General features: G+C 41.6%; 19 protein-coding genes and 2 tRNA genes. 8 read left to right on the top strand and 13 right to left on the bottom strand.

The features are described 5' to 3' along the window. The first annotated feature begins 16 nt into the window (after nt 1–16). The 3 genes from aceK to N483_RS09050 are packed head-to-tail and all read left to right on the top strand — an operon-like array spanning nt 17 to nt 4163. Nucleotides 17–1750 carry a bifunctional isocitrate dehydrogenase kinase/phosphatase gene (aceK, locus tag N483_RS09060; protein WP_023402180.1) on the top strand — a complete coding sequence of 578 codons (1734 nt, stop codon included), beginning with the start codon at nt 17–19 and terminating at the stop codon, nt 1748–1750. Next, entirely contained in the window at nt 1747–2685 is a 939-nt protein-coding gene (locus tag N483_RS09055) for a LysR family transcriptional regulator (RefSeq protein ID WP_023402181.1), read from the top strand. Before aceK ends, N483_RS09055 begins: the two co-directional genes overlap by 4 nt. Next, entirely contained in the window at nt 2685–4163 is a 1479-nt protein-coding gene (locus N483_RS09050; RefSeq protein WP_023402182.1) for a carboxypeptidase M32, read from the top strand. The genes N483_RS09055 and N483_RS09050 overlap by 1 nt, the downstream gene beginning before the upstream one ends. Nucleotides 4164–4186: 23 nt before the next feature. Here the strand turns inward: N483_RS09050 and N483_RS09045 are convergent, their stop codons facing one another. Next, nucleotides 4187–4549: a hypothetical protein gene (locus N483_RS09045; RefSeq protein WP_023402183.1), complete on the bottom strand. Its 363-nt coding sequence runs from the start codon at nt 4547–4549 to the stop codon at nt 4187–4189. 142 nt (nt 4550–4691) lie between these two features. Between N483_RS09045 and N483_RS09040 the strand changes: the two genes are divergently transcribed. The 3 genes from N483_RS09040 to N483_RS09030 all read left to right on the top strand — a co-directional run bounded on the left by N483_RS09040 (nt 4692) and on the right by N483_RS09030 (nt 7039). Next, the gene (locus tag N483_RS09040) at nt 4692–5555 is read left to right on the top strand and encodes a hypothetical protein (protein WP_023402184.1); all 864 of its coding nucleotides are present in this window, start codon (nt 4692–4694) and stop codon (nt 5553–5555) included. Between the two features lie 98 nt (nt 5556–5653). Continuing rightward, nucleotides 5654–6064: a hypothetical protein gene (locus N483_RS09035; protein WP_023402185.1), complete on the top strand. Its 411-nt coding sequence runs from the start codon at nt 5654–5656 to the stop codon at nt 6062–6064. Between the two features lie 63 nt (nt 6065–6127). Continuing rightward, the gene (locus N483_RS09030) at nt 6128–7039 is read left to right on the top strand and encodes a M14 family metallopeptidase (RefSeq protein ID WP_023402186.1); all 912 of its coding nucleotides are present in this window, start codon (nt 6128–6130) and stop codon (nt 7037–7039) included. A 28-nt stretch (nt 7040–7067) separates the two neighbouring features. Here N483_RS09030 and N483_RS09025 read toward each other — a convergent pair whose 3' ends face one another. Further along, the gene (locus tag N483_RS09025; protein WP_023402187.1) at nt 7068–7658 is read right to left on the bottom strand and encodes a CBS domain-containing protein; all 591 of its coding nucleotides are present in this window, start codon (nt 7656–7658) and stop codon (nt 7068–7070) included. A gap of 460 nt (nt 7659–8118) precedes the next feature. On the opposite strand from N483_RS09025, the gene N483_RS09020 reads away from it, so the two are divergent. After that, the gene (locus N483_RS09020) at nt 8119–9075 is read left to right on the top strand and encodes an FHA domain-containing protein (protein ID WP_023402188.1); all 957 of its coding nucleotides are present in this window, start codon (nt 8119–8121) and stop codon (nt 9073–9075) included. A 33-nt stretch (nt 9076–9108) separates the two neighbouring features. On the opposite strand, the gene N483_RS09015 is transcribed toward N483_RS09020, so the two are convergent. The 7 genes from N483_RS09015 to N483_RS08985 all read right to left on the bottom strand — a co-directional run bounded on the left by N483_RS09015 (nt 9109) and on the right by N483_RS08985 (nt 22002). Then, nucleotides 9109–9630 (bottom strand): DUF962 domain-containing protein, encoded by a 522-nt coding sequence (locus N483_RS09015; protein ID WP_023402189.1) that lies wholly within the window; start codon nt 9628–9630, stop codon nt 9109–9111. 271 nt (nt 9631–9901) lie between these two features. After that, on the bottom strand, nt 9902–11791 hold the full coding sequence (recD, locus tag N483_RS09010) for an exodeoxyribonuclease V subunit alpha (RefSeq protein ID WP_023402190.1): 1890 nt from the start codon (nt 11789–11791) through the stop codon (nt 9902–9904). Next, nucleotides 11791–15318 (bottom strand): exodeoxyribonuclease V subunit beta, encoded by a 3528-nt coding sequence (gene recB / locus N483_RS09005; protein WP_023402191.1) that lies wholly within the window; start codon nt 15316–15318, stop codon nt 11791–11793. The genes recD and recB overlap by 1 nt, the downstream gene beginning before the upstream one ends. After that, complete coding sequence (gene recC, locus N483_RS09000; protein WP_036977425.1) at nt 15305–18598, bottom strand: exodeoxyribonuclease V subunit gamma; 3294 nt, start codon at nt 18596–18598, stop codon at nt 15305–15307. Before recC ends, recB begins: the two co-directional genes overlap by 14 nt. Before the next feature lie 129 nt (nt 18599–18727). Beyond that, the gene (locus N483_RS08995) at nt 18728–19756 is read right to left on the bottom strand and encodes a GGDEF domain-containing protein (protein WP_023402193.1); all 1029 of its coding nucleotides are present in this window, start codon (nt 19754–19756) and stop codon (nt 18728–18730) included. Between the two features lie 148 nt (nt 19757–19904). Then, nucleotides 19905–20894 carry a GGDEF domain-containing protein gene (locus N483_RS08990; protein ID WP_023402194.1) on the bottom strand — a complete coding sequence of 330 codons (990 nt, stop codon included), beginning with the start codon at nt 20892–20894 and terminating at the stop codon, nt 19905–19907. Nucleotides 20895–20910: 16 nt separating this feature from the next. After that, on the bottom strand, nt 20911–22002 hold the full coding sequence (locus N483_RS08985) for a methionine synthase II (cobalamin-independent) (RefSeq protein ID WP_023402195.1): 1092 nt from the start codon (nt 22000–22002) through the stop codon (nt 20911–20913). Between the two features lie 193 nt (nt 22003–22195). Here N483_RS08985 and N483_RS08980 point away from each other — a divergent pair, with 193 nt between their 5' ends. Then, entirely contained in the window at nt 22196–22726 is a 531-nt protein-coding gene (locus N483_RS08980; protein ID WP_023402196.1) for a hypothetical protein, read from the top strand. Here N483_RS08980 and N483_RS08975 read toward each other — a convergent pair. The 4 genes from N483_RS08975 to N483_RS08960 all read right to left on the bottom strand — a co-directional run bounded on the left by N483_RS08975 (nt 22676) and on the right by N483_RS08960 (nt 26894). Beyond that, nucleotides 22676–25258 (bottom strand): serine/threonine-protein kinase, encoded by a 2583-nt coding sequence (locus tag N483_RS08975; RefSeq protein ID WP_023402197.1) that lies wholly within the window; start codon nt 25256–25258, stop codon nt 22676–22678. The genes N483_RS08980 and N483_RS08975 overlap by 51 nt on opposite strands. A gap of 206 nt (nt 25259–25464) precedes the next feature. Next, nucleotides 25465–25555 (bottom strand) — tRNA-Ser (locus tag N483_RS08970). 97 nt (nt 25556–25652) lie between these two features. Next, nucleotides 25653–26696: a quinolinate synthase NadA gene (gene nadA, locus N483_RS08965; protein WP_023402198.1), complete on the bottom strand. Its 1044-nt coding sequence runs from the start codon at nt 26694–26696 to the stop codon at nt 25653–25655. Between the two features lie 122 nt (nt 26697–26818). Beyond that, a tRNA-Lys gene (locus tag N483_RS08960) sits at nt 26819–26894 on the bottom strand. Nucleotides 26895–26935: the final 41 nt, after the last annotated feature.

The following is a 26935-nucleotide window of genomic DNA, read 5'->3' as shown; positions in this document are numbered from 1 at the left end:
CGTAAAAGGATAACTTATGGACCCTCAAGATATCGCTTTTTTAATTATTTCCGGGTTTAAAAAGCACTATACTCTGTTTCAGGATATGACAGCACAAGTTCCACAAGCTTTCATTTCACAACAATGGGCTACCATAGAAAGCATAAGCAAGTCTAGAATTAGCCACTATGATCAACGGGTGCAAGAAACAGTCAGTATTTTAAAGCTGCAATTCCCTTCAAACCATATTTGTGATGGTTTGTGGCATCAAGTAAAACAGTCCTACATTCAGATTTTGACTTTTCACCCACAAGCAGAGCTCGCGGAAACCTTCTACAATTCAGTTTTTTGCCACCTTTTTCATCATAGTTATTTTAATAATGATTTTATCTTTGTATCGAGTACAAAACAGGGGGAACCACTACTGCCTGTTGAAGCTGAATACCGCAGCTACTTTCCTGTTTTGGAAGGGATGAAAAAAACCATAGAACAAATGTTTGCCGACGCAGAACTGCAGGCTGAATTTCAAGATCTGAGCCAAGATATTCGCCAATTACAAAAAGCTTTTTTAAAACAAGCTCCGAATACTCACCACCAGCATTTCAGAATGCGATTTGATATCTTAAAATCGCCATTTTACCGTAACAAGAGTGCCTATATTGTTGGCAGAGTTGTCTCTTGCTCTGGCACACAGCCATTTATCATCGCATTGCTGCACCATCCAAATGGCAAGCTAAAAATAGATGCTTTGATCACCAATGCATCACAAATGAGTCTGATCTTTGGTTTTGCACGCGCTTATTTTCTTGTTGAAACCCACGCTCCTTCAGCGATGGTGAGATTCTTAAATCAATTAATGCCAAGTAAAACCGCAGCGGAACTCTACAACTCAATAGGCTTTCATAAACACGGTAAAACGGAGTTCTATCGCGACTTTCTAATCCACCAAAAAAATAGTCGCGAACAATTCACTATCGCTCCTGGTACTCCTGGCATGGTTATGCTCGTATTCACCCTGCCGTCTTTTCCTTATGTATTCAAAGTAATAAAAGATGAATTTTCACCAAGCAAGCCCTTTGGTAAAGAGACTGTACTGGCTAGGTACCAGCTAGTAAAAAACCATGACAGAGTCGGTAGAATGGCTGATACACTCGAGTATTCCAATGTGGTTATCCCAAAAGCGCTGCTCGAACCGACACTGCTACAACAAATAGAAAGCAAAATCGCCAGCAATATCACACATGAAGATGACTTTATTATTATTAAGCACATGTATATAGAGCGACGAATAACCCCGCTAAACCTTTTTCTGCAAAGTGCGTCTGACGTTCAAATTGAGCATGCTATTAAAGATTACGGTGATGCAATTAAAGAAATGCTGTCGGTGAATATTTTCCCAGGTGATATGCTGTTAAAAAACTTTGGTGTCAGCCGTCACAATAGGGTGATATTTTATGACTACGATGAAGTACAATACCTCACCGATATGACATTCAAGGCATTACCCAAAACATCGCTTGATGACTTGTATTCGGGGCAAAGCTTGCCTTCATGCGCACCAAATGATGTATTTCCAGAGCAAATGTGTACATTTGTGCTGACAAACCCTAAACTCAAAGCAGTATTTGAGCGCTTCCATCCTGAGCTTTTGTTGCCATCATTTTGGCAAAAAATGCAAAGGGACATACGACAACACATCACAAAACACGTTTATCCATATCCGCAATGCCAGCGGTTTGGAAATCACAATAACAAGAAAGGAACATTGTGAACATTAGTAAAATTGACCTTAACTTGCTTGTATACTTGGATACTCTTCTCAGAGAGTGCAATGTCACGCGTGCAGCCAATCAATTAAGTATCACCCAACCAGCCATGAGTAATGGTCTAAAACGGCTACGAAACTTATTCAATGACCCCATTCTAGTGCGCACCAGTGAGGGAATGGTGCCTACAGAGCGCGCTTTGGAGCTACAGCCTGTTATTCGCGGTATTTTAATGACTCTAGAAGAGACATTGGCTCCAAATAGAGAGTTTGAAGCCAGTCAAAGTAAACGTGTATTTCGAATTATGGCCAGTGATTATGCAGCGAGCACACTGGCCCCAAAGCTGTTGGCAAAACTACACAATGAAGCGCCTGACACAACGCTCGATATACTTACGCCCAGTGACGTGACGTTCCATGATGTTGAAAATGGCAAAGTAGACATGGCCATCAACCGTTTTGAGAATCTGCCACAATCTTTCCATCATAAACAAATCTGGAAAGATAGTTTTAGCTGTTTAGTCAAATCAGATAACCCAATTAAAGAAGACTTTACACTAGAAGCCTATTTGAACGCACGGCATATCTGGGTCAGTAAAACAGGGTTTGGCGTTGGCGTTGGTATGAACCCCGAAGATGTACAAAAACTTGGCTGGGTTGATGAAGCTTTGGCCAACTTTGGCAAACATAGAAATATTGCCACTTTTACACGTAATTATCACGTCGCTATCCACTTAGCAAAAGAACAAAACTTAATTGCGACGCTGCCCTCGAAAGCAGCTAGTATTTATCGAGATGATGCGTCATTAGCTGTTTTAGAACCACCTTTCCCAATCCCACCATTTGAGCTAGATATGATTTGGAGTCCATTGCTACATAGAGACGCAAGCCATGTTTGGCTACGGCAGAAAATTGCAGAAGTCGCCGAGGAAATTAAATAATGGCAGCACAAAGTTACAACAAGCTTGTAGAGCATTATCAGTCTATTGATAATTTTGAACATCTCAGAGCAATATGCAGCTGGGATCAAGCCACTTTTATGCCTTCAGGGGGAGCAGATAGCCGTGCCGACGCAATGGCGGAGCTCGCTGTTCACCTTCATAAATTACATACAGCGCCTCATTTGGCCGAGCTGTTTGAACTTGCCAAAGATGAAGCTTTAGACACGACGCAACTGGCGAGTGTAAAAGAAATGCACAGAACGTGGCAGTTGCAAACCGTATTGCCAGCTGAACTCGTTAAAGCCAAAAGCCTAGCTGGCGCTAAGTGCGAGCATCAATGGCGAATGCAAAGACAAGAGAATGATTGGCAAAGCTTCCTAAAGAATTTCGAACCTGTGGTTGCCTTGAGCCAAGAAGAGGCTCAGATCAGAGCCTCATCATCCAGTATGACGCCCTATGATGCGATGCTCGATATCTATGAACCGGGAATGTGTAGCGCACAACTCGATCAACTATTTGGTGATGTCGCAACTTGGTTACCTCAAATGATTCAAACCGCAGCGCAGGACTACTCACCTGACCATACAGCCCAATACCCTATAGAGCAACAAGAACGACTCGCCCATGAGCTTATGACACTACTTGGCTTTGACTTTAGTCATGGCCGATTGGACACCAGTGTACATCCTTTTTGTGGTGGTACCAGCCAAGATACACGTATCACAACGCGCTATAGTGAAAATGAATTTGTAAATGCCATGATGGGTGTGATCCACGAAACTGGGCACGCGTGTTATGAACAAAATTTGCCTCAGAAATTAGCTAAGTTACCTGTTGGCAAAGCTCGCTCAATGGCCATTCATGAATCTCAATCTCTCTTTTATGAAATGCAAATTGCGAGAAGCCCAGAATTTATTGCCTTATTGAGCGACCGCGCTAGCGACTACTTCCCAAAATATGCGGCAATTAACAATTCGCAAAATTTAATAGCACAACTACAGCGTGTTGAACCAAGCTTGATCCGTGTTGATGCAGATGAAGTTACCTACCCTGCGCATGTCATTTTACGTTATGAAATTGAACGAGATTTAATCAATGGTGTTGTTCAGGGTAAAGATATTCCCCAGCTGTGGGACCTCAAGATGTCACAGCTTTTGGGTATTTCTACCAAAGGTAATTACAAAGATGGCTGCATGCAGGATATTCATTGGACTGACGGCAGCTTTGGCTACTTCCCGAGTTACACCCTAGGTGCCATGTATGCGGCACAATTTAAACACACAATGGCCAAAACCATCAATATTCCTCAACAGATCAACAACCGAGATTTAAAGCCTATTTATGATTGGCTAAACACCCAAATATGGCAAAAAGCCAGCCTCCTCTCGACTCAGGATTTAATAGTTGAAGCAACTGGTAAAGGCTTGGACGTCGGCATATTTAAATCCCATCTTCAGCATCGATACTGTAAAGCTTAACAGTTGAGCTAATGCCTAGCACTTTAGGCATTAGCCTCATTGCTTTCTAATTTTGCCACTTGTATTTTATTTACTAAAAACTGAGCTGTCTCCTTGAGTGGTGCATCCTCAATTTGCTGCATTCGATACTCTATAAAGCTATCTAATCTACCGCTTCTAAGCGCTAGTAAACATTTACTTATGGATTCATCTACATACTCATTTAACGAGATCGCTGCACTCCAATGCAATGAATTGGCCCACTGTAATACATGGCTCAACTCACTCGGCGTAATTTCCCCGCAAACGCACTGCGACATAAGTGCAATATCTAGCAGTGATTCTTTTTGTAGCTGTTCGACACATACTCCACTATCAAGATGAGACAGTAATTGTTCAAATTTCATTATCGGCTCCTTCAGTTTGACGGCCAGCCATTTAAGGCTGTATTACTGAACATATAAAACTACACCCTTATTGTCACTTAAAAAATATACAAGTTGATATCCATGCACTAGCCTTAAAAATGGGCAACTCAGATGGTAAATAATGTCCAGGCAATACTTAATCATTTCATTGATAATTTGGATCGTGTGCAATTCGGTATCTGCACGTGAGGAAATAGCTGTACCTGTCGATAGAGATATCTATCGGTATGCAAAAAATATTTTGAACAATCGCAACATTGAGGATATCACTCCGGATATATTCTCACACCCATTGTGTCAAAGAGATGTGGTAGATTTGCTCCTTATTCAAAAAGCACTTCACATTGGCAAAGCTCAAGTATCCCTGAAGTTTTTTATGATTGACCACGAAGAACGTGAAGAAATCTTATTGCAATCTGGCATGTCAGTGATCAGTGTCGATACACTTTGGTATTCAAGCACACAAGAGCTCAGTGATGATGTCTATATTTCCTCCCCCATAATTAGAAATGGTGAATATTTTGCCGGGGTCTATGCTGCGTCTGAGCGGGTTGTTGAACTAGGCCGTATAATTGATTCTGATTTTTCCAAGGTCACAGTTATTAGTAATAAAGATTGGGCTGTCGATTGGTCAACTATTCAACTGTTATCCCCTAAACAACTATTTAATGAAACAGACTGGACAATTATGGCGCGTTTAGTCAGTAATGGCTGGGTTGACATTATGCTCATCCCATTCAACAATCAAACACCGTTCAAATATACAGGTAAGGGCTATAGTGTTGAAGCTATTCAAGGAATTAAGGTTGCCTTACAAGATAGCCGCCACTTCGTCGTAAGTAAAAAGCACCAACATAGTCAAGCTATTTTTAATGCGTTAGAAGTGGGAATAAAACAACTCAGGGCGTCAAAATTTATTGAAAATTCATATAGAAACTGCGGGTTTCTAAACGTTTTGGTTGATAAATGGCGCGAAATACCCTAGAAAAATCGTATTTTTAGTAGTTTCTACTCAGATTCATATTTGCTCCACTTTGTTCCAATATTGTTCCCACGTTGAAAACTCACCAATAGGAATCAAGAATGAAAGAGCTTAGACTTCAGGTCAATTTTATATTCTATATGATCGTGACACTGGTATCTTTGGTATTACTTAGTGCTGCTAAACTATTTTTAGAGATGCAATTATCTCAGTTAGCTGCCGTACAATTCACAATTGCAGTAACAGCAATAGCTATAGCCTTAATACATTTTATGCTGGCTTTATCTGGTCAAAACAAAGTCACAATTTGCAACCAAGGTTTTTCGTATTTTAATCTCTTTGGTACGCGAAAATTCGTGCCTTCTGAAGAAATCCATAAATTATCAACCCGTAATATTTTGGGTCTCAAAGTTATCCAAATACATTTAATCGATACGAAAATCACGCTGCTTGCATTTAAAATTACCAAGGCGCAGAAGAGATCACTCGTTCAACTTGGCTATTTGGCTTAAAAGGTTGCCATTGAAATTTAAACTACTTAGGATGCTCCAAAAAAGGTCATAGAGAATTAAGTAATGTCACAGCAATATCCAATTGGCACAGCAGGGACCCCATGGGGGGAAGCAGAAAAGAGTATTTGGCTCGAGTCTCAGTCTATCAAACGCTCATATAATGAACTCGTTTTAGCTGAGATTGAAGGGTTAAGTGAACTATGTGATATAGAAGAATATGGAACGCTAGATTATCAATCTAGAACGTATCCATTGTTGGCAATTAGAAACAAAAATGCCAATACTGCACTGCCTACAATCTTGGTAACTGGTGGCGTGCATGGTTATGAAACCAGTGGCGTGATGGGGGCTTTAGCATTTGCAAAGCACCAAATGACACTTTTTACAGATCATTTTAACTTTTTAATTTTACCTTGTATTAGTCCGTGGGGCTTTGAGACCATTAATAGATGGAACCCTAATGCAATTGATCCAAATCGTTCCTTTTATAGTGATAGCCCAGCGCAGGAGTCACTGTATGCTATGCAATATGTAAATCAATATGCTGGCAAAATCATTGCTCATATTGATCTTCATGAAACGACAGATACGGACAACAGCGAATTTCGCCCAGCTCTTGCGGCAAGAGATGGTAAAATAAATAACAATTGGAATATACCTGACGGTTTCTATTTAGTTGGTCATACACAAAAACCAGAACCGGAATTTCAAAAGTGTGTAATAAACCAAGTGCAAAAGGTGACGCATATCGCTGATGCAGATGACAACGCCCAATTAATTGGCGTAGACATCGAGCAATTTGGTGTTATCAACTATGACGCCACCACATTAGGACTGTGCATGGGTTTTACCAATGCACCTTATGTCACAACAACTGAAGTGTATCCAGATAGCGCCAATACTTCTGAACAAGAGTGCATAGATGGTCAAGTCGCCGCAATACTAGGCGTCATTCAATACCTTAAAAACCTGTAAAGTATTATCCGAATGTAACGGCTTGCACTTAAGCCGTTACCTCTCCATGTTCATAAATAATTTCAAAGATCTCTTTAAATGAATGTGCCTTTTGCAAAATATTGACAGGGATATGTAACGCGCGAGCAATATCAGAAGCCGAGATCATACCTCGCAACACTTGGTTGCGATCCATAAGTAAAACATGTTGATGACCCAACTCTTTCAACGTTTCCAGTATATCGCCTATTCTTGCATCTGTGACACACTCGTAAAACATCGCATGTAACTCACTTTTTTTAGTCATTACATCTTCTACTGTCAGATCTGAACGCGACACATTGCGTTTTTGCGCCGTAGTTAATACCTTTCGTCCGGTTAAATCTTTTGAATTCACCACACCAACAAACGTGTCATCATGATCGATTACTAACTTACATCGAACATGGCCATTCACCATCATAAATAGTGCATGGTCAATATCGACATCTTTTAAGATCATCTGTGGATGACGACGAGAAAAGTCTGTTACAACCTGCTCTGCTGGACTAAAAATTGATAAAGGATTTCCCTCGTAATGCTCACAAAACTGATAAATCCCTTCCAGCTTAGTTGTGTTTAGCAATTTAAACTCACTCATAAACCACCTCTTGTGGACTTAATTATTGCCTTTAATTAAAAAGAATGGTCTATTGTTTGAGGGATCGCAAGGAAGATTAAAGGTACGGTCACACCATCTAAAAGTGCTGTAATCCCCTGTAATAGATAAATTAAGTTATTCTTTGTAAACTACATTTTATAAGTTAGAGAACTTACAAAAAGACATATACAGGCTATTTTAGACACCCAAAATTGCAGATTTCCCTTTAATGGTGCCCATTTAGGTGGGCCCACTTTTTATAATGCTATTTCATATTCAGAGGTGACATTATGAATACATATTGCCGAACTTAATGGCATATGCAACAACGAGTAACCATTACTGCTCTCACGGATAGAGAGACTTTTTGCTGGTGATTTACTCCATTTATCAGGTAAAATTTCTGCAACAACTACGTGATGCTAGCCTTTAGCAAATATACGGAAATTTAGGAAAATCTATGGCTTACTTAATCGATGAGCTAAAGCTCGAAAAAATTTATCTTAAAAGTTATCACACTTTTGGGCGCTTTAAATTCAATGTGGATACATTTTTAGATAAACCCGGAATTTCCAGACACCACGCCATCATCGAGTATACAAATGATAACTGGCTCATTCGCGATGTAAGTACCAATGGCATTTGGATAAATGACCGCAAAATTGACAAAAACCTGCCGTACCAGCTGTCTGAAAATGACAAAATTGACTTTGCTGCACCAGGCCAAAACTCCTTTGTCGTCGGCAGTTTAAATGCAAATTGCCAATATTTTGTGTCACAGAATAACCGCAATCATGTCATTGAAGTTGAAAATCAAATGCTTCTGCCCAACGAAGAAGAAGCTACACATATAGTGTACTACGATAACTTGCTTAACTACTGGTTTTTAGAAGATCTAAATACATCAGATAGACAAGCACTCATCGATGGCGGGATAACCAGCCTATTTGGAGAGCAGTGGTTATTTTATTGCGCTGGCATTTCAACCATGACCAAACACCTGGAACAACAGCCAGCTGTCAAGCCATTGGCACTAAGCTTTGCTGTGAGCTTAGATGAAGAAAAAACCGAGCTCTCTTTGCATATTGAAGGAGAGGAGTTCAGTTTAGGCAGTCGCAGCCACCATTATTTACTCCTACTTTTGGCAAGGCTCAGAATTGAAGATAAGCAAGCGGGCGTTGACCCTGAATCTCAAGGTTGGATCTATAGAGAAGAGCTTGCCAAACAGCTAGGTATTCAAATGAACCATATGAACATCATGGTTCACCGCGCCCGAAAACAATTGAGCGAAGCCTCTCCTGAAAAGGCGCCAGAGGCCGGATATATTATAGAAACTAACAATGGGCAGTTGCGCTTAAACTGCCAAGATGTCACCATTTTAAAAGGTACTCAGCTAGAAACTCGCATCAGCTTATAGAGCGCCTTACAATACACAGCAGGTTCCTATTAGTTAATTTCTATAGGCTCCTGCCTGTGCAAGAATTTTCATCTCTAAGTGCTTCATACATCCAAATTTAAAAAGCACTTCAACTAATACAAACAATGGGCCAATCAATAACCCCATTAAGTCATCAACAAACGCAGGTTTCTTTCCTTCAAAGTGATGACCAATGAATTGCACTACCCACCCGAACAAAAAAATACCGACTCCGATTGCATAGAATCCACTCATTGGCACACCAAACAGCATTATTTGGCTACTAAGCACGGTTGTTAACGCATAGCCAGTTGCCAAAATTGCTATCATGATTAGTCCTAGCCAAGCTGATAAATAAAAATAGTATGCACCTACAGCACCTATTAAAATGACTGACAACGTCACTTCAAATTGGCTAAACTCAAACAGCGGAATGTAAGTCAGCATAATAACCGCAAACACAATTAACGGCACGCCAACTAGGTGCGTTCTAATATTGCGCTTATCTCTGTGGTAGAGTGCATATTGCACCAAATGCTCTTCTAAGCTTTTCATAGCGATTCTCAATAAGAGTAAATACTTTAACTGTATCTAGCGCTATAAAAGTACAAAAGTCAATAAAAGACTGGGTGTAAAATATGCAGTTTGCATTTGCACAATTGACGTAAACGAAGTTAAGAAAAACCATGATGAATTTAATAAAAAAGGCCGCCTACGACTTTGGCGGCACATTCACTGGGCAATAAAAAGCAGCGCAATTAATCTCTGTCTGCTTTAGAGATAACCATAGCCCAATATCACAACGAAACAAATAAAAAACAAAAAATTAATCATTTAGCAACCTATGACGTAACCCTGAGCTTCGGCCCACAGATTTATTCATGGCTAGTCGTAATACTTGTGGCTGGCAGATTAATTCAAAATGATGTTTTGCACGTGTGATCCCCGTATAAACCAATTGCCTATTAATGCCCTGACGTGCTCTTTGAATTGGCGGTAAGATCATTGCTGTATAACTAAATTCAGAACCTTGCGACTTGTGAATTGTCATCACATAAACTAAGTCGTGGCTAGGTAAACGTGCCGGATTGATTGACCTAAGATTGCCTTGCTCATCAATAAATGTAGCGAATAGCTGGCCACTGCTGTCTGGTAAAATGATACCAATATCACCATTAAAAAGCTTAAGTTGATAGTCATTCTGCGTGATCATCAAAGGCATACCTGCATAATAGCGGCTGTACGGACGGATCAGATTTTGCTGTGCTAGTTTGTGTTCAATACGTTTGTTAAGTTCATTGACGCCATACGGACCCTCTCTGACCGCTGCAAGCAGTTGATATTCAGAGAATAGCTGGTGTATTTGCTCAGTGTCTGCGCCATCTTTGATGGCTCTAAGGTACACGCTATACGCACTAGCTGCACTTTCAATCATATTAAGGTATGACTCATTTGATAAATTGAACAAGCTCAGTTCATCAAACCCCTGCTGGATAACCCAGTCGAGATGGTTTTGATCATTGTTATTCACCGCTGCGGCAAGCTGACCAATACCACTATCGCTCTTAAAGCGATGACTCTGCTGTAAAAATGCCATCACATCTTGCAACACGAATTTGCTGCTCGCACCTGATAGTATTTTTTCACCGTCAAAACACGTCTGATTGAGGAACTCAGCCCGTTGTGAAGAGTACTTAGGGTTTAGGCCTAACTTTAGCTCCGCACATAGGTCATTAAGAATACAGCCAGTATCAACTGACGCCAGCTGGTCTTTGTCTCCCAGTAGATACAATCTAGCCCCTTCCGGCAATGCCGCAACCAATTTACTCATCAATGAAAGATCGACCATAGAGGCTTCATCGACAATCAACAAATCAAGGTGTAACGGGTTTTTTTCGTGATATCTATATTTGTTACTGTTGGGTATAACCCCCAACAAGCGATGAATTGTTTGCGCATGCTCAGGGATAAGTTCAGCCAACTCTGGTGCTAAATTTAACCGTCCCTTTGCGCCAATTATCGATTCACTGAGTCTGGCCGCAGCCTTGCCCGTCGGCGCTACCAGTTTGATATTCAAAGGCGCTTTTGCATACAAAGATTGTAATATTGCCAATAGTTTTGTCACGGTTGTGGTTTTGCCAGTCCCAGGTCCACCGGTAATGACACAAAATGCACTCGATGCCGCGATTGCACACGCAACCTTTTGCCAATCAATCATCTGCCCTTGCGTATCTGGAAAGTACACATTTAGCAACTGCTTTAATTGAGGAGTATCTAAGTCAATTTTTCGTTTCGCCAGTGACGTGAATCGTTTTGCCAAAAACGCCTCATAGTTTGCTAAACGTGCCAAATAGAGCTGTTCATTAAACATGACTATCGGTTTATCATCACCCACTGCTGGGTGTGAATGTAGTGACTCTAGGGCCTGTGATTTATCTTTAAAGGGAGTCAGCTCGATAGTCTGTTCCATCTGCTCCAGATTTAATTCAAATGGGTTAAACCAATCAATATCATTCAAAACTAAACAACTATGTTGATTTTGTTCAGCTTTTAACAGCAGCAAAATAAGGTAAAAAACATCGTCAAATTGTGATTCACACAAGAGCTTCGCAAGGGCGATATCGACGCTTCGGACTTTGCGTTGTTCTAACAACACATCTAAAAAAAGTGTGTCGTCAAAATTATCCACGGAGAAATCTAACGAAAACTGAGACATTATCCAGCCTCCTGTTCAAAAAGTGCATCCAGCGACAGTAGCTCTTGCTCCGTCAATTCGTTGAAGTATACCCCTCCCCCTTCAGGCAATGCTCTTAAGAATAAATAATAGACTCCACCCAAATGGGTTTGGATAGAATAATCAGCAAGACGGTATTTTAACAAACGGTGCAAAGCAACACTGTATATCAGATACTGTAGATGGTATTGATGCGATGTCATTGCTGACCACAAGTTTTCATCATTGTAGTCATGCAATTCATCACCTAAATAATTCGACTTGTAGTCTAAAACAAAATATTTCCCTTGCCATCTGAAGATCAAATCAATAAAGCCTTTGAGCATGCCTACCACATCATCAAACTGCAAATAACTTGGCTGACCTGTAATATCGCTTAGAACTTTATTAAGTTGACTTGATTTTAACGCCGTTAGCGGGAGGTGAAATTCCATTTCGACCAGGCAGTTATCAGGCGACAATTGGCTAAGCGATAAGTCACCTTGTGTATTGAGAGGACAAACCAAGCTCTCTTGCACCCACAAAACCACACATTCCAGCCACTGTATATCTATGTGATATTTATTTAGGCAATTTTCCACTACTTCATTCAAAGGCAGCTTGCCTTCTGCCACTGGGTGGTGGGGAGACGTAAAATCGATTTGCTCGTAGATCTCATGCAGACAACTACCCGCCTTTGCGCCTTTAACAAAGCTATAAGGCGATTTGACCGGGGTTTGCACCATTCTTGGTAGGTCTAACTCATGATGCTCATCTAATGCGCCTGCTGGCCTATCATCATGATGAGCATGGTAACTTAACTGACTAAAGCTCGTTGTACGCCAGTTGGTTTCTATGGAGGTTGGCTGCTCTTTTACCGTGAGCACAAGAGAAGATTGTTCCTGCTCTTCCCCAAAATGAGCTACCTGAGGGTCGTCAAATATCTCCATCGACATTGCTGGGTGTACTTGGCAAATTTGTTCCAGTGCTTGGTGCCACTGCTGCGCTTCTTTAAAATCACAACTGCCAAATAGTGCAAAACCAAGCGCAGTCTGACCAATCCCGAGCTTTTTACTGCGCCCTAATGCAATATTGTACAGCCCCAACTCACAATAATGTACAGCACGAGTCAACGCCACATAGAGCAATCGAATGTCTTCCGCAAGACGCTCTTTTGACGCTGCATGCATTGCATTATCATCGGCATCAAGATCGATAATGAGGTTATCCCCCTGATGATAAACGACTTCACTGGGCTCACGATACCCTATTGCAAATGGCATATAGACAATTGGATATTCAAGACCTTTAGACGCATGCATGGTTACGATTTTCACCAAATTAGCGTCACTTTCAAGCCTTAACTGTGCACCATCAAGCGTCGCTTCGGCACATTGGATACTCAACCACCTCAAGACACGCTGGGTCCCTTCGAGCTCAATTTGCTTGTGCTGCAACAGTTCAGCTAAATGGCGATAATCAGTCAACCAGCGCTCAACTTCATAACCATTTGCACGCCAAATATTAGCGAGCTGATTATGTACCATGAGCTTTTCCAACATAGCCATAGCACCACTTTGGTACCAAACTCGTTTCAGCTCGGCAAAAAAGTCCAAATAGCCCTGCCATTGTTGTTCGCTTTGAGCAAGGACATAAACCTCTTCATAATTAAGTGAAAATAGTGGACTCACCAATACACCGCGCAGCGCGGCTTCATCATAGGCACCGTGTAACACGTGTAGCAATTGATTTAATGCGCTGGCAACAGGCTGGCCGTATACGCTGTCTCTCGCTAAGTAAACCGCACTAACACCACTGGCCTGTAACGCTTGCTTCATAATCGCAGCTTCGTTTCTGTCTCTTACTAATACGCATATATCTGCTGCCTTTACCGGGTCCTCACCGATCATGGCTAGATTATTCTTCGCCTGTGATAGCAAAGTGGCTATTTTAGCTGAAAATGTTTGTGCAAGTGCTTGCTGTGCTTGCGCTTTACTTGTTACGCCACCAGCGCTGTCATAGACACAAAAATTCAGCACACTGTCTTTGTCATCAGACAGCGATTGGTCTGCTGATTTGCCCTGAGCATCTACCGAATAAAAAGGAATGTCATCATTAAAAATAAAACTGCTGTCATGCTGAGTAAAAATAGTATTCACACTATCTACTACAGATTTAGCAGAGCGGTAATTTTTTGCGAGAGTAAAATGCCGGCCAGCTTCGACGGCTTGTTTGGCCTTTATATACGTAAAAATATCTGCACCGCGAAACCCATAAATTGCCTGTTTGGGATCGCCGATCATGGTAAGAGCTGTGTCGTCTTGTTGACGATAGATCGCACTAAAAATACCATACTGAACCGGATCTGTGTCCTGAAACTCGTCAATGAGTGCGACTGGAAACTGCTGAACTATTTTATCAGCAAGTACTTCGCCTGCACTGCCTTGCAAAGCTTGGTGTAAATTGCTCAATAGATCATCAGGAGAAATCGAGCTCTGAATTTGTTTGTGTTGTACCAACAGAGATTTTACTTGTTCTAGTGCGTCTTGTAATAACGCAATAGGCAATAAGTTTTTAACCTGATGGTGCAAATTCGCCATTTCGTCAAACTGCAATATCATCTCATGAGAAATAAGCTCAGCGTTTTTTTTGTAGTTTTTCGCATCCCCTAACTGAGCGCTGCCCCACAGATTAAAAGAGTGTTTGCTCGTACCAAATTCAAAATACCACGCGTCTGATGCGATGTAATCGCCAAGGGCATTAATATTTGCAACGCGTCCTGGTGCTTTGTTTTTTGCCAGTGCTGAGTCAGTTAAACAGGCTAAAAATTCACTTTCACGCACTGCTTGCTTAAACGTTAATGCACGCTGCTGATATTGTTTTCTAGCCGCTAAAATATCTGCCAACTTAACCTTAGGTGTCAATGTCGCGCCAGATTTGTTCATCAGTGGCATAAGCTTTTTCATTAAGCTTTGGGGGTGAGCGAAGTGCTCTAAAACCAAAGCTGTCTGTTCTTTATCTAACGCATATAAAAACTTTCGCCAGTGATCCTCTACCGCCGTTTTTAACAACTCACTCTCATCGAGGATAAACTCAAGATTAAAGCTCAACTTTGATTCAAAGGCATGTTGCTTTAACATTCTTTGACAAAAACCATGAATAGTAAAAATTGCGGCCTCATCCATCGATTTTGCCGCCGCATCAAGCAATTTGAAAGCAGCCTTTTTATCTTCAATTTGCGCCAACAGTGCCGGGATCAGCGGATCCTTACACTCAGCCCCCAGCAATGCATCACGCGCATCGATGATCCTCGCCCTGACACGATCTTTAATTTCTTGTGTTGCCGCTTCAGTAAAAGTTACCACTAAAATTTGTTCAACACTTAGGCATGTAGAACCTGAGCCTTCAGCCAAACCGAGTAAATACCTCAGATAAAGCGCGGTGATCGTATAAGTTTTACCGGTGCCCGCACTGGCTTCAATTAGGTTGTGGCCATACAACGGCATGGTGATCGGGTTAAGCATCTCCATGTTGTTGCTCCTTTTCTAACGCTATAATTGGTCCAAGTAAAGATTTACTCAGTGACATAAACTCTTCCAAGCACGACTCTAAATCTTTGAAGTTAAGAGCAACATAGGGATCTTCAGATTCTCCTACCCCAATATATTGGCCACCTGCAAACTTTGCATTCGCCTTCCCAATATCCTCCGTATCGGCAAATGCATAACTCGAAGCTGGGAAAAAAGGCACCGGCTGAGTGAGCAACTGCGTATAAAAGCCCACCCAGGTTTCCAGTAATTGCAATGCGCTCGGTTTGTCTATCGCATCAAAAGTAACCTGCTCATCTAAGCCAATTATGGTCGTATTCATCGTTGACACAGCCGCATTGGCAAGCAAGTGATAGATGAAGGCTCGGATCTTGTCTTTCGCTTTAATGCTCGCAGGTCTATAAAAAATTTGTTCGCTACCAAATAGCCTGTCCAACCAGCCGACTATCTTGATGCCATTTACCGAGATAGCGACCTCTTGTGGGGCACTAACATCCATCAGTTTTGACTTTAATACTGCGACCATGGGCAGTACCCGCTGCTCCAACAACTCTAATTGTATTTCTCCCACAAATGCCTGCGGTAAGTGACCTCTTTGTAACATCTGCTCGGTACCAAGTGGCTGCTCATTAATATGGGTATCGAGAATTTCTTGCAAGTATTGGTAACGTGTTAGAGGGTCTAACGCAAAGGGTTCAGTATCGTCCTGATACTCTGTCGCAGACGCTATCTTAATACCCAAACATGTTTGATAAAAATAACTTTGTGGCGCTGTAAATGCACGTAGCAGTTGAGCGAGCTCCAGCTCCTCTGGTGGTGTTAAAATCAGTGGCGATGGCGAACTTTTCTCCTCTTCTGCTGGCAAAAATAACCAATTGGGATTGTAGCTTTGCAACTGACCACACTGATAGTGAAGAGGGTTGAATGGCTGAAGTGGTGCTTGATGCTTTAACCGTACGCTGAGCGGCTCGTTGCGACCCCCACAGTAAAAGCTTCTGTCTATATATTCAAATAATTCACTCACTAACACTGAAGGCACTTGAATTTCATTGTTAAAACAAGAACGACCTATATAGCTGACATAAAAATGCAATCTCGCACTTAAAAGCGCTTCCAAAAACAAGTACCGATCATCTAATTTCCGTGAACGGTCACCTTTTCGTCTTGAGGAAGCTGGCACCAAATCAAACCCTATTGGCTGAACTTGACGAGGATAATCAGCATCGTTCATGCCAAGCAGGCATACCACTTTAAATGGCACGGCTCGCATTGGCATCAAAGTACAAAAATTCACGGCGCCGGATAAAAATCGCTGTCCAACCCCTTTTTCTTGGATCCCTTGCTTTACCAAATAAGCCAATACTCTGGGCTCTATGGAACTGCGCATATCACCGTTTTCAAAGTGCTTTTCAATACCTTCAATTACTTTATGGAGCTGCATTAAATCCCAGGTTTGCTCGGCATCTTGATGATAGAAACGGCCAAGTAACTGCCGTAACAAGTCCGCTTTTTGCGCAAGGTCACCGGCATTTGCGAGCTGCTGCTTTGCTATGTCCAGAGCTTCCACAAAAGCAACCAACTTACTTAAAATATTAATGGCCATTCCTTCCACTAGATCAGCCGGATATACGCCGTTAAACTCTATCTCCTCACTGCTACTAGCAACCCCAAGCAATAGGCGGTTTAAACCATGAAACCAAGTATTGAGTGGCATTTCAGGTAAACCGTGGTCGGCCTTATTTTTTGCATCTAGCCCCCATTTAATGACGACTTGGTCAAGCCAATATTTAACTTGCTCAAACTCAGACGCATCAAGTTCAAAGCGACTTGAAATAGCTTCTACCGCCAACAAATCCAAAATGTCAGAAACGCCAAATCGACTAAATGGCAAATTAACTAAAGTCACAAATGATGACAGTACAGGTTTTTCTTGCTCTATCGCCATGTCGGCCAGAGCGTAAGGGATGTACCTTTTACTTTGTGCACTGCCAAATACCGCTTCAATATAAGGACTGTAACTTCCCACATCTGGCATCATAATAATGACATCTTTAGGCGTAAGTTCTGGGTATTGATTAAATAAATTGAGAAGGTGGTCGTGCAAACATTCAACTTCTCTTAGGGGAGTGTGGCAATCTTGCAAGTAAATGCTTTTATCATCTTCGGAAACAGGCAACTTACCAGTTTCATTTACGAACCAGTTTGGATCCGCTTGTAAAGATTCACCTTTAAATGCCAGCTGATAAATTTCACTTTGGATCTGCGACAACAGTGAATCATTAAAGTCTTCAACAAACCCGTCAAGCCAGCGAGCATCAAGCTGTAACAATTGCTCTAGATAGTCTCGACCTAACTTACCCCAAGAAGATAGTAACGGGTTACCAACATTATAGTAGTCTTGCTCTTCATCTAGGCTAGCATCAATCTCAGGTCGTTTTGCATATTTTGCGTGGATCTTAGCTTGTGTTTTTTCATCCACTAAATCCCCCCAATAATGTTCACTGGGGTTAAAGAAAAATAGTAAGACTTCTGTTTTGCTGGCGAGTGCTTGAAACACTTCTAACTGGCTGGTCGGCATTGCTGATAAACCAAAGATGGCGATCCGCTCAGGAAGTACCCCGCTGTCGGCACTTTCCAAAGCTGCGAGCAGTTGCTCATGCATGTTGGCGCGGTTATACGAACTTTGTCCAAGTTGGTGTGTATATTCAACTAACGAGCGCCACAAATCCGGTTGCCAAGAAGCTACCTCAACATCGACATCAGCTAACTGATTGGTCCCAGATTCCCATATTGACAGCCAGTCAGGGCGATACATTAGATATTGGTCGTACACGTCGGCAATTTTTTCGCACAATGTAAATAGTTTTAAGCCATCCAGCTCTTTATCTGCTTGCGCATCTTCTGGTACATCGGCATATAAATAATTTGATAACGGTAAATACAGAGGCTGCGCCAATTTGCTTGGCAGTACATTAAAAAGCTTCCAAGTCATATTGTTTTTATTATATGGCGACTCAGATGGAACGTCGGGCAAAAACTGTTGGTACAGACGCCAAATGAAGCTCAAAGGCAGCGGGAAATCGATCTGAGCTGCCACACCAATATGTTTACTCAATCCGTTTTTCAACCACTGCGACATACCGGGGGATTGAACCAGTACAATATCTCGCTGAAACGGATCAGATAATGGCGCTGTTTGCATTACAGTATTAAACTGCGCCTGTAACGCTTCCATTCGGTTGGATTGAATTATATGCAACATACTTATTTAAGCTGAAAGTCGATTAGATTGAACAGTTTAAGAAAAATATGCTGTGTATAACAGAAAAAAGTTGAAAACAACGCAGTTGTGCAGCGAGTAACCTAAAATCGATTACATTCGCTGCATCTACTAAAATAAATCTATGTCACTGCTTTCAATATGTTGAGTAATTTGCTTGCGGGATATTAAATCTTCATAAAAACCGACTTGATCTCGCCCATGCTCTTTTGCATAGTACAAGGCTTTATCTGCATTTTCTAACACCGTGATTGGAAAGTCATAAGGACTAATACGTGCCAAACCGACACTTACCGTCAACTTTTTAATAAACGGGAAAGAAGTCTTTCTTACTAAATTTAAAAACTGCTCCATTCTTTGTTTTATTGACTCATAATCGGTTGGTTCAAATACAATGACAAATTCTTCACCACCGAAACGAAACAACAGATCAGTTGAACGGAAAAACTCCTGCATGCGCTGTGATAAGATCAACAATACTTCGTCGCCGCATACATGCCCATAGGTATCATTGACACTCTTAAAGTGATCAATATCTACCATAGCTAACCATGATGTAGCCCCTCGGTGTAAAGACCGCAAGTCAGAGCCGTCTCGAATTGCTCGGTTTTGTTCCAACATTTGCTTTTCAAGTAATTGCTTTAACTTCTTATCAAACGTTTGACGATTAAGTAACCCGGTGAGTTTATCACGCTCATTTTCACGCAATATAGTAAGGTAATTCTCGTAAATACGTACAAATGCGTTCAGCATCACCTGTTGTGCACTATCAAGCCCTTCGCACTGTACTTCAATTGCACCCGCGGTTTTCTCATGTATTACAATGGGTAACCAACGCCGCTCAGTGCCTGCCGCATCCTGCATTGTTATACTACACGCTGATTGCAAACAGGAACTCAACTCCGCATGAGGGTCATCAATGATAACCCTGTCTAACCACTCATACTCTCCAACATCATGGACCTTCAATGTCAGACTGCGCTCAACCGTACACGGGCCTTGCCCTTGAATAATCTTAAATACAGAAATACGCTGACAATTAATAAACTCTTGAATTGTAGATAATAAACTATACTCAAGTGAGTCTATATCCCGCGTTTTTGTTATCTTTATAACCGAATTTAATAGTTCTTCTTGCATCACTTGCCTGCTCTATGTTTTCAGTTACATAAAATAGATACTCACACTTGCTTTGCAGTGCAGTACTTCAATAAAACTAAGTATCGATCAGAAAGCTTGCTTCATCAATGCCAATTACCGTAATAACGGGGTTTTGCTAGAAAATAGCTCAAGCTTGATATACAGCAGTGTTCACTTGATTCCGGCCAGCTTTTTTAGACGTGTAGAGGATTTGGTCTAAGCGCTTTAAAAACGCTTGAAGTGATTCCCCTTTTGCGAACTGAGCAACACCAAAACTAGCTGTGACAGGCATCTTGCAGGACAAATTAATTGCAGCGAGGACACAACGTAGCTTTTCAGCCACCATAGCTGCATCACTCAGCGATGTATTCTGACAGATCACTAAAAACTCTTCTCCGCCCCAACGACCACATATATCTGCACTGCGCAAATTATCTTTGATTTTCTGCGCCACAGTTTTCAACACCTCATCCCCTGTCTGGTGCCCGAATAAGTCATTAAACTGCTTGAACAAATCCAAATCAAACAAAATCGCTGTACAGTCACTGTCGTACCTTTGCACAAGATCATGCTGAGCCACCAGAACTTCATTGGTTTTGCGCCGATTATTTAAGCCAGTTAGTTCATCGGTAATAGAGAGTTGCTCCAATCTTATTTCATTGACTTTTTCTAAGGTGATATCTTGCATTAGGCCAACTGAGTTTAAGGGTTGACCAATCGAATTATAAAATGTTTCGCAGCAATGTTTTACATACAGAATCTCGCCATCCGGTTTGATCATCTTGTGCTCAAATGTTTTTTGTTGGCCACCTATTATCACTTCTTGCATTATGGTCGTGCCGACATTTTGCTCTGCTAAGCCCCCAATCAACTGCAAAAAATAATCCCATGAAAGGCTTTGTGGTGCCAGATCTTCTCCAAATAGGATCATACTGAGCTCACTTGATATGGACAAATTGTAACTCAAGTGATTCAGGCTCCAAGTGCCAACCTTCGCCAGCTTTTGAATTTCGCGAAGCTTATGATCTTCAAATTGCGCTTTGAGCACCTTTTGGGTCAGCTCATGGTTCTCCATCTCCAGCGCGAGCAACTCCTGCTCTAATTGCTCAATTCTCTCATGTAGATCCAATGTGTTCATAAGGCTGTAGCCAAGTCTACTTACATGGCTTTGCAAATAGCTGTTGTTCAGCCATTTTTGTTCCTTCTAGGCGCGCGCGTATCTTTTGATAGGCAATCTCTCTTCCTGTAGATATATCGTCCGCAAATGGCGAAAAGCCACAGTCGTCAGTCGTACCAAGTTGTTCGATAGGGATAAACTCGGTGGCAGCTATAATCAATTCACACACCTCTTCAGGCTTTTCAATTATGGGATCAATCGGGTTTGTCACACCAATAAAGACACGCTGATCGGGCGAGATGATCTGGCCAATTAACCTGAGTACTTTTCGAGGTTCACGCTCGCCTTTGAGTGCTACGTAAAAATTACCAGCGTTTATTTTAAATAATGTCGGCAACAAGTATTTGTAGTCGATTTCTGCACTGTGCGTCGCATCAATATCTGCACCAGGACAGGTATGCACGCCAATCCTTTGTCTCTCTTGTGCACTAAACGCGCTCAAGCAACGATTGATCAGTTCGACAAATGCGCTCAACATGCCACCAGACGGATCTAGCTTTAAGGACAACCTAGCTTCCGTAAAATCAATTTGTACTTTATGGGCACCTAACGTCAAACACCGTCTGACTTCCGCGACATGCTCTGCTACGAGATCTTCAATAAACTGTTGGTGGCAATATCCTTCTATTCCCTTTGCTGGATACACTAGACTCAACATAGAGGGAGAGATAACAGCTTGTTTAACAGGCAAATTGGTATGTTTCAAAGCAAATGCTAAGTATTCGTCAGCCGTATTTTCATATTTAAACGGTGCTTTTTTAAGATGGGGAGCGAATACTCGCCGATGACCATCGGAAAAATCGACAATCAAACCTTCCGAACCAAATCTCGGCGAATTATGCAAACAATAGTGCGCAAAACCATCGAACTTACGCTGCTCACCATCACTCACGACACTACAACCAAGATCTGCTAAGTCGTTGAGCACCTGTTTGGTGTGCTCTTCTGCCAATTGATTTAATGTATCGTAATCAATTTTATTGTCGCGGTATTGCTGATATGCCTCAATCAACTCTGCTGTTCGAGGGATAGAGCCTATTTGTTCTGTTGGAATATGTTGTCTTTTCATTGTTGAAAAAAGCTAATCAATATATCAAAAGTATAGCAGCGCCTGACAAAAACCCTATACACATAACCTTTAACGGACAAAGCCCCGTGTAATTGCGTGTAATATTGTCTTCTTCTATGCTGAGTAAAACAAAAAAGGATGAGTTAACACCTAACTATATTTTGACATCAAAACAGCACCAAGGAGACAAAAAGTGAATGATATACTAACCGATGAAAAGCTCGCCCAAATTAATGAAAGTTCCCATCAAGGTTCAACATTTGAATTCGAGGCCTCTTACGACCAAACAAAGTTGGAAACAAACCGAGCAAATATTATATTCATTTCCCCCGATCTAAAACCAAAAGACATAACCAATTACGCAAAAGAGCCTTTTAAAGCAGAACTAGGTAAGACCACCTCGGGAAAGTTCTGTTATGAATTAGATGAAAAAACAGCCAGTGAATACTGTATTGTCGGAATTAATGAAGAACTCAAAGAAAGTATAAGTTCAATTGAACAACAGATTACTTCCAATAGAAAAGGTATTGCCAATAGTGTGCTTATACTAGAGTTAACCCTACAGAACGACGTATTTGGTGAAAAATATGCGGAACTAAAATTTGGTGTTCAATTAAAAAGTAGAGCCAAGGTATCAAGCTCCAATTTATACACGGACAAAGAGAAAACCACCTTAACTCTTGATCCCGTGCTCATCATTAGTCGCCCAATTCCACCCAACTGAGCATAATGCCCTATGAGAATCATTAAATTCGGGGTATTTACACAGTGGCTTGAACCAAGGCAAATTGAACCACTTGGGTGAATACCCGCCTTTTATTGTCTCTTGATAGTGAAGTAATGCAGACTGTAGTTCACCAGCAAATGTAAAAATGATAGTTGCCCCATATGCATAGTCTACCTTATCGGATGTTAACTTAATGACTTTGTATAGATATTGCAAAGCCTCTTTGTAACGTTTGAGATGCGCATGGGCTTGACCAACCGCGATCAGCTCATTTAAAGACATGTTTTCGCGATGAGCATTTGTGATCTTTTCATACTCTTTGGCTGCACCTATATCGTTTTGGCTCAATAATAACAAGTCTGCATAGTTTAGTCGCATAACAAGGTTTTCTGGACTTAGTTCAAGCGCTTTTTTGGCAGCCAGCAATGCCTTCTCAATATCCTTAGAATATAAATACGCTAACGATAAATTATTATAGTCCTCTGAGCTATTGCTTTTATCCACCACAGAAAGATACCCCGAAACTGCTGCTTGCCAGCTCCCTTCCAACATACTAATGTCTGCACTTAAGCGACCTGCACGTGTGAAACCTTTGAATGATTGGGAAACCTGTAAAAGTAGTGCTTTCGACTCCTCTACTTGTCCATTACTTAAATACATAACTGCCAAATTGTACTTATTGCGAGCGTCAGGCATAAGTAAAATTGAATTCAAATACATCTCTATCGCATCTTCTATTTGATGCTGAGAATATAAATAATAGCCTCGTAGCTGGTAACTTAACGCTGTTTCTCCATAAAAAGAAAGCCGTTCAAATAACGCATCCACTGCTTCTTTTTGTTGACTTTCGATGGCGAGCACAAGCATATCCACCAAATAAGGCTTGGAAGACTTATAATTTCCAGGAGCGCCCTCAAGTAACCTCTGCAACTGTTCAAGAAACACAGGATCCCTATCCACTTTATAACGCTCTATCAATAAATTTCTTGCCAAGTTGTACAAAGGTAAATAATGTGGGTCTAGCGCGATTAAATCGAGTGTCCGCTGTAAACTTTGCAAAGAGAGATCCCCGTTAAAGTTCACATCATGGTATACGTGCAAGTACTGCTCAAAAAACGTAAACTCCGTTGCCGCTATGCTTTGTCGCTCTCTTACATTGGGTTGTCCAAGTAATTTTGCCGCAAATGACGAGTAAATAGAGCTCATTGCCAAGTAAGCATCTCTTTTTACATTTGTGTTTAATTCTCCTTCAACGATTTGACTATCGGCACTTAACAAAGACAGTCGCACATTACATTGTGCAACTTCACATCGAGCTTCAGGTAGAAGGACCGTTGTCGCCCCAGCCGCTTTAACCAAACTTGCGACATCTGATATATCACCGTAAGCCCTATGATTTACCAACTCAGCATTTACAGAGTTTAAAACCACTTGCCGAACTGCACTATCAATCGTCGCCAATAGTAGGCCTGTATTTTCTTTGCTGCCATTACCTGCGACAGTGATTTGTGGCTCAAGTACTAAGGTGTACTGAACTCGGGTTTCTGGTTTTAAAAACAACCAACTGAAATACCCACCAACAACAAAACACAAGGTCAAGATAAACCCAATAGCGAAGCGCTTTAGCTGATCTAACGGACCAAGCTGTCTGCTAGTTTCACTTACGTAAGGCAAGGAAGCCGTATCGTCAGCGTCGCCCGCTTCTAGCAATGCTAGTGTTCTGCTCAATACATTGATAATTTCTTTGCTCGATGGACGGGCATCCTCTGACTTATCGAGCATCTGACGCAATAGAGTAGTTAATTCCGTTGGTATTGAGGGAGTCAAGCTCTCTGGTTCAATCAATGCACCTCGTTTGATCTTGCTTGCAAGCTCCTCTCCCTCAGCGCTACTAAATGGGTGACAGCCAAACAACAACTCAAAACACAGTACTCCAAAAGAGAATATATCTGTCGCATAGCCAAGGGATCTGCCTTCCAGTTGTTCTGGCGACATTGCTCGGATGCTGCCAAAGCTGTTCGATTGAAGCTGCCCAGCTACGTTGCTATGAAGTGAGTTGGCAATACCAAAATCGGAAAGCTTGACCTCTCCGGTATCAGAGATAAGAATATTGCTGGCTTTTACATCGCAGTGGACCAGCGATAATTGATGAATGTACTGCAACCCATGGGCTACTTTTTCCAAAATTGCTAACTTCTCAGTTAAAGTAAGAAATTTTTGCTTCACATATTTCGCTAAGGTTTGCCCTGGCACATATTCAAGCACAAGAAGAAGCTGAGAATCGACTTCTACAATGTCATACAGCTGAACAATATTGGGGTGGTTCGCTTTCGCCATTAGACGCGCTTCATACAGAGCCTGTTCCCGTATTTTGTGATCATCGTGCCGGTCAGTCAGCGTAACACGCTTTACTGCTACTTGCCTGTTAAGGCGTGTATCATTAGCGAGAAAAACATCGCTCATTCCACCAGAGGCAATGTGCTTTATCGGCGCTAAATACGTAACAGAAAAACAGTCCTCATTTTGCATACACTCTACCTACCTTGGATCTAGAACTAATGCGAACAGCTGATATTCTATCCTAACTATAAGTTTAATAATAAATGATTGTCGCCAAATGGTAGATTTTTTGACCTGAACGTCTTGTGAAATTCTAAATGGAAATCGTAATGCAGAGCAAAGATTAATAATTTGAGTAAAGGAACTATCGGAATTTGAGAAATATAAAGAAGGAATGGCGGAGAGAGAGGGAGTCGAACCCTCGATACGCTATAAACGTATACACGAGTTCCAGTCGTGCGCCTTAAGCCACTCAGCCATCTCTCCGCACTGAATGCGGGGCTAATACTATGAAAACCCCCGCCTTTTAGCAAGTACTTTTTTTGTAATCTCGCTTAATTGGCTAGATTACAAACAATATCCATTAGCCTTTTAAACTTGCAGAGAAATCTAACATACGGTTCAGTGAACGCAGTGCCCCTTCACGTAACTCCATATCGACAAAGACTTCTTTACCTTCTGGATTAATTAGCGCTTCTTCAATCGCTTGTAGCCCATTCATGGCCATCCATGGACAGTGTGCACAGCTACGACAAGTTGCACCTTCACCTGCTGTTGGTGCTTCAAAGAACTCTTTCTCAGGGCAAAGCTGCTGCATCTTGTAAAAAATACCGCGATCTGTTGCCACGATGAATTTTTGATTATCCATTTCTTGTGCCGCTTTGATCAATTGACTTGTAGAACCAACAGCATCAGCAAGATCAACGATTTCAGCTGGAGACTCTGGGTGCACCAGCACAGCCGCATCAGGATGAAGCGCTTTCATATCTTTTAGCGCTTTTGTCTTGAACTCATCGTGGACGATACACGCACCGTTCCACATGATCATGTCAGCACCTGTTTTCTTTTGAATGTAAGAACCCAAGTGTTTGTCAGGACCCCAAATTATGGTTTCACCTTCAGAGTCTAAGTGCTCGACTATCTCTAGAGCACAAGAAGACGTCACAATCCAATCTGCACGCGCTTTTACCGCTGTCGATGTGTTTGCATAAACCACGACTTTTCTTTCTGGGTGTTCATCACAGAATTTAGAAAACGCATCAATTGGGCAACCCACATCCAGTGAACAAGTTGCAGCCAATGTTGGCATCACTACGGTTTTTTCAGGTGTTAAAATTTTTGCCGTTTCGCCCATGAAACGAACACCTGCCACAATAATGATTTCCGCATCTTCTTGCTTGGCACCAAAACGCGCCATTTCAAGTGAATCTGCGACACAACCACCAGTCTCTTCCGCTAACGCTTGGATCTCTGGATCTGTGTAATAATGGGCAACTAAGACCGCATTTTTCTCTTTTAACAATGACTTGATCCGCGCTTTATACTGCTGCTTTTCTTCATCATTCAACGGTGCTGGTTTTGGAGGAAATATATAATCCTCAGGCATGATTTGTTCTGCTAGACTCATTCTCTCGACCACATAGTCCACATTGCATAATTGGCGCGAATTATACGAAAAATACGGAGATAATCCTAGTAAATGACAAGATTAGGAAAGAATATTTAAGAATAAAAGAGTCGTAAAGGAAATGGTGGGTCATGATGGACTCGAACCATCGACCAATGGATTAAAAGTCCACTGCTCTACCAACTGAGCTAATGACCCGCTCGAGGAAATTTTTTAAACTTAAATGGTGGGTCATGATG

Source organism: Pseudoalteromonas luteoviolacea NCIMB 1944 (assembly GCF_001625565.1).
Lineage (GTDB): Bacteria > Pseudomonadota > Gammaproteobacteria > Enterobacterales > Alteromonadaceae > Pseudoalteromonas > Pseudoalteromonas luteoviolacea_F.
The sequence above is the reverse complement of the archived record's forward strand: the minus strand, read 5'-3'. Positions and strand labels throughout refer to the sequence as shown.

Coding starts and splice junctions, on each gene's coding strand:
- aceK (WP_023402180.1), top strand. CDS start 17: ATGGACCCTCAAGATATCGCTTTTTTAATTATTTCCGGGTTTAAAAAG.
- N483_RS09050 (WP_023402182.1), top strand. CDS start 2,685: ATGGCAGCACAAAGTTACAACAAGCTTGTAGAGCATTATCAGTCTATT.
- N483_RS09045 (WP_023402183.1), bottom strand. CDS start 4,549: ATGAAATTTGAACAATTACTGTCTCATCTTGATAGTGGAGTATGTGTC.
- N483_RS09040 (WP_023402184.1), top strand. CDS start 4,692: ATGTCCAGGCAATACTTAATCATTTCATTGATAATTTGGATCGTGTGC.
- N483_RS09035 (WP_023402185.1), top strand. CDS start 5,654: ATGAAAGAGCTTAGACTTCAGGTCAATTTTATATTCTATATGATCGTG.
- N483_RS09030 (WP_023402186.1), top strand. CDS start 6,128: ATGTCACAGCAATATCCAATTGGCACAGCAGGGACCCCATGGGGGGAA.
- N483_RS09025 (WP_023402187.1), bottom strand. CDS start 7,658: ATGAGTGAGTTTAAATTGCTAAACACAACTAAGCTGGAAGGGATTTAT.
- N483_RS09020 (WP_023402188.1), top strand. CDS start 8,119: ATGGCTTACTTAATCGATGAGCTAAAGCTCGAAAAAATTTATCTTAAA.
- N483_RS09015 (WP_023402189.1), bottom strand. CDS start 9,630: ATGAAAAGCTTAGAAGAGCATTTGGTGCAATATGCACTCTACCACAGA.
- recD (WP_023402190.1), bottom strand. CDS start 11,791: ATGTCTCAGTTTTCGTTAGATTTCTCCGTGGATAATTTTGACGACACA.
- recB (WP_023402191.1), bottom strand. CDS start 15,318: ATGGAGATGCTTAACCCGATCACCATGCCGTTGTATGGCCACAACCTA.
- recC (WP_036977425.1), bottom strand. CDS start 18,598: ATGTTGCATATAATTCAATCCAACCGAATGGAAGCGTTACAGGCGCAG.
- N483_RS08995 (WP_023402193.1), bottom strand. CDS start 19,756: ATGCAAGAAGAACTATTAAATTCGGTTATAAAGATAACAAAAACGCGG.
- N483_RS08990 (WP_023402194.1), bottom strand. CDS start 20,894: ATGAACACATTGGATCTACATGAGAGAATTGAGCAATTAGAGCAGGAG.
- N483_RS08985 (WP_023402195.1), bottom strand. CDS start 22,002: ATGAAAAGACAACATATTCCAACAGAACAAATAGGCTCTATCCCTCGA.
- N483_RS08975 (WP_023402197.1), bottom strand. CDS start 25,258: ATGCAAAATGAGGACTGTTTTTCTGTTACGTATTTAGCGCCGATAAAG.
- nadA (WP_023402198.1), bottom strand. CDS start 26,696: ATGAGTCTAGCAGAACAAATCATGCCTGAGGATTATATATTTCCTCCA.